This is a genomic window from Quadrisphaera sp. DVD1, assembly GCF_058932755.1.
On the sequence record NZ_JBZYWI010000218.1, the window covers coordinates 1 to 3257 of the forward strand.

Consider the following 3257-nt stretch of genomic DNA (forward strand, 5'->3'; position numbering starts at 1 on the left):
CTTGCGCGCGTGGCCCACCCAGGGGGCGAGGGCGTCGCGCAGCTTGGCCGCGTTCTCGTCGTTGAGGTCGATCTCGTAGCCGACGCCGTCCAGCGAGAACGACACGGTCTCCGAGGCGTCACCGCCGTCGATGTCGTCGAGGAGCAGGACCTGCATCTTCTGGGCCATGTGGATTCTCTCCTGGGTCGTTCTGCGCTGCGGACGGAGTTCCGCGGCACGGCCGCGGAATGCTCCGACGATCATGACACGCATTCATCGCGCAGAGCAATCCGCCTTTCCCGGTCGGCGCATTCCCGCACTTCGCGGGAGCGCTTCCAGGCGGGCCATTCCCTTTGACCCCTCCGTGACCGCTCGTCACGAATGGCGGTCACCGGGCGGATCAGGAATTGCGCTCCGGGGCCGCGGAGCCGGCGCGGTCGGCGTCCTGGCGCGCGCGCTCGGCGTCCTGGCGGTCGAGCTCGGCCATCGCCGCGCGCTCCCGGCGGTCCGCACCGAGCACCGCGCGCATGACGAACCAGAAGAGCAGGCCCACGCCCACCGAGGGGAGCAGCGCCGCGATCACGTCCACGGCCCCCACGGTACGCCCGGCCCCGAGGGGCCCGGCGTGCTCAGCGGCGCTCAGCCGTGCTCGGGCCTGACCAGCGGGAAGAGGATCGTCTCGCGGATGCCGAGCCCGGTCATCGCCATGAGCAGCCGGTCGATGCCGACGCCGACGCCCCCCGCCGGGGGCATGCCGACCTCCATCGCGCGGAGGAAGTCCTCGTCCACCGGCATCGCCTCCGCGTCACCGGCCGCGGCCAGGCGCGCCTGCGCCTCCAGCCGCTCCCGCTGCACGACCGGGTCGTTGAGCTCGGAGTACCCGGTGCCCAGCTCGAAGCCGCGCACGTAGAGGTCCCACTTCTCGACCACGCCGGGGACGCTGCGGTGGGACTTCGTCAGCGGCGAGGTCTCCAGGGGGAAGTCGCGCACGAAGGTCGGCGCGTGCAGGGAGCCGGAGACGAGGTGCTCCCACAGCTCCTCGACGAGCTTGCCGTGCCCGGCGGAGGGGGCCACCTCCACCCCGAGGCGCTCGGCGACGGCGCGCAGGTGCTCGGCCGGCGTGCCGGGCACCACCTCCTCGCCCAGGGCCTGGGAGAGCGAGGGGTACATCGACACGGACGCCCACTCCCCGCCGAGGTCGTACTCGCTGCCGTCGGCCAGCGTCACGGTCGTCGACCCGAGGGCGTCCAGCGCCGCGGTCTGCACGAGCTCGCGGGTGCGCTCGGCCATGACGTCGTAGTCGGCGTAGGCCTCGTAGAACTCGAGCATCGCGAACTCCGGGGAGTGCGAGGAGTCCGACCCCTCGTTCCGGAAGTTCCGGTTGATCTCGTAGGCGCGCTCGAGGCCGCCGACCACGGCGCGCTTGAGGAACAGCTCCGGGGCGATCCGCAGGTACAGGTCGATGTCGAGGGCGTTGGAGCGCGTCACGAACGGCCGGGCCGCGGCGCCGCCGTGCAGCGTCTGCAGCATCGGGGTCTCGAGCTCGACGTAGTCGTGGCGGTGGAAGGTCTCGCGCAGCGAGCGGACGACGGCCGCGCGCGTGCGCACCACCGAGCGGGCCTCGGGGCGCACGATGAGGTCGGTGTAGCGCTGGCGGACCCGGGTCTCCTCGCTGGTGCCCGCGTGCAGCACCGGCAGCGGGCGCAGCGCCTTGGTCGCCAGCTGCCAGGAGGTGGCCATCACCGACAGCTCGCCGCGCCGGCTGGCCACGACGCGTCCGGTCACGCTGACGTGGTCGCCGAGGTCGACGTCGGACTTCCAGGCGTCCAGCGCCTCCTGGCCCACCTCGGCCAGGCTCAGCATGACCTGCAGCCGGGTCCCGTCGCCCTCCTGCAGGGTGGCGAACGCCAGCTTGCCGGTGTTGCGCACGAAGACCACGCGCCCGGTCACCGAGACCACGTCGTCGGTCTCCTGCCCCGGCTCGAGGCCCGGGTGGTCCTCGCGCACCTGCGCGAGCGAGGCGGTGCGGGGCACGGCGACCGGGTAGGGGTCGCGGCCGGCGGCGAGCAGGCGCGCCCGCTTCTCGCGGCGCACCCGCAGCTGCTCCGGGAGGTCAGCGCCCTCGGGGGCGACCTCGGGGGCGACCTCGGGGGCGACCTCGGGGGCGGGAGAGGCGTCCGGCTGCTGGCTCACGGCCGAAGGCTAGCCACCCGCGGTCGGGCACCGCGCCGGGCTCTGCTGTCATGGGCGCCATGGCTCTGGCAGACGACGCCCGTCGGCGCACCTCCTTCGGCACCCTGGTCGACCCGGGGCGCTACGACGACCTGCGGCCGGGCTACACCGCCGACGCGGTGCACTGGCTGGTCGGCGCGCCGTCGCGGCCGCTGCGCGTGCTCGACCTCGCGGCCGGCACCGGCAAGCTCACCCGCGTCCTGCGGGCGCTGGGCCACGAGGTGGTCGCCGTCGACCCCAGCGAGGCCATGCTCGGCGCCCTGGAGGCCTCCCTGCCGGGCGACCCGGGCGTGCAGGTGCTCGTCGGCACCGCCGAGGAGGTGCCGCTGCCGGACGCCTCGGTGGACGCCGTGACCGTGGGCCAGGCCTGGCACTGGCTGCGCCCGGGCGCCGCGGTGGCCGAGCTGGCGCGCGTGCTGCGTCCCGGCGGCACCCTGGGCCTGGCCTGGAACGCCCGCGACCTGGCGGTCCCGTGGGCGGCGTCCTTCGAGGAGGTGGTCGGCGGCACGGGGTTCGCCGATGCCACGGGCGCCGCGGCCGGCACCACCGAGCAGGACTGGTGGCCGCAGGTGCCGGCGCCGATGACCGGGGCGGAGCGCGAGCAGTTCCCGGCCGCCCAGCACCTGCCCTCGCCGGACGCCGTGGCCGACCTGGCCTCCACCTACTCCGGCATCGCGGTGCGCGAGGACCGCGACGCCGTGCTGGACCAGGTGCGAGCGCTGGCCCGGGCCGCCGCGGAGGAGGACGGCTCCGTCGTCGTCCCCCTGGTGTGCCACTGCTTCCGCTACCGCAGGCCCTGAGGCGGGTCGAGCGCCAGGTCCACCTCCAGCGCCGCGGCGCGGCCCGTCAGGGCGGTCGCGGACAGGAAGTCCACGCCCGTGGCCGCCAGCGCGGCCGCGGTCGCGACGTCCGCCCCGGCGCGGGCCTCCACCTCCACGCGCTCGCCGCCGGGCAGCGCGAGGCCCCGGACGGCGTCCACGACGGCCCGCAGCGCGTCGGGCCCCAGGCCCTCGCAGAGCAGGAAGCGCGCCCCGGCCCCGACCGCC

At 75.3% G+C, this 3257-nt stretch carries 4 protein-coding genes and 1 pseudogene; 1 reads left to right on the plus strand and 4 read right to left on the minus strand.

All coding sequences use genetic code 11. From position 1 onward, the window contains the following. The 3 genes from AC5FZL_RS16050 to lysS all read right to left on the minus strand — a co-directional run. On the minus strand, positions 1-252 hold a 252-nt coding region (locus tag AC5FZL_RS16050), incomplete at its 3' end, for a histone-like nucleoid-structuring protein Lsr2 (protein WP_493619882.1). 127 nt (positions 253-379) lie between these two features. Next, positions 380-568, minus strand: a complete 189-nt coding sequence (locus tag AC5FZL_RS16055) for a hypothetical protein (protein ID WP_493619883.1) — start codon at positions 566-568, stop codon at positions 380-382. Positions 569-618: 50 nt separating this feature from the next. Beyond that, complete coding sequence (gene lysS, locus AC5FZL_RS16060) at positions 619-2079, minus strand: lysine--tRNA ligase (RefSeq protein WP_493619885.1); 1461 nt, start codon at positions 2077-2079, stop codon at positions 619-621. Between the two features lie 152 nt (positions 2080-2231). Here lysS and AC5FZL_RS16065 point away from each other — a divergent pair, with 152 nt between their 5' ends. Then, positions 2232-3011, plus strand: coding sequence for a class I SAM-dependent methyltransferase (locus tag AC5FZL_RS16065; protein ID WP_493619884.1), 780 nt, complete (start codon positions 2232-2234; stop codon positions 3009-3011). On the opposite strand, the pseudogene AC5FZL_RS16070 reads toward AC5FZL_RS16065, so the two are convergent. After that, positions 2996-3257 (minus strand): annotated as a pseudogene (locus AC5FZL_RS16070) (nicotinate-nucleotide diphosphorylase (carboxylating)); the annotation flags it as partial. The gene AC5FZL_RS16065 and the pseudogene AC5FZL_RS16070 sit on opposite strands and share 16 nt — an antisense overlap.

Bases quoted from the DNA above. Each gene is read 5' to 3' on its own strand.
- AC5FZL_RS16065 (WP_493619884.1), top strand. From the start codon at position 2,232: ATGGCTCTGGCAGACGACGCCCGTCGGCGCACCTCCTTCGGCACCCTG.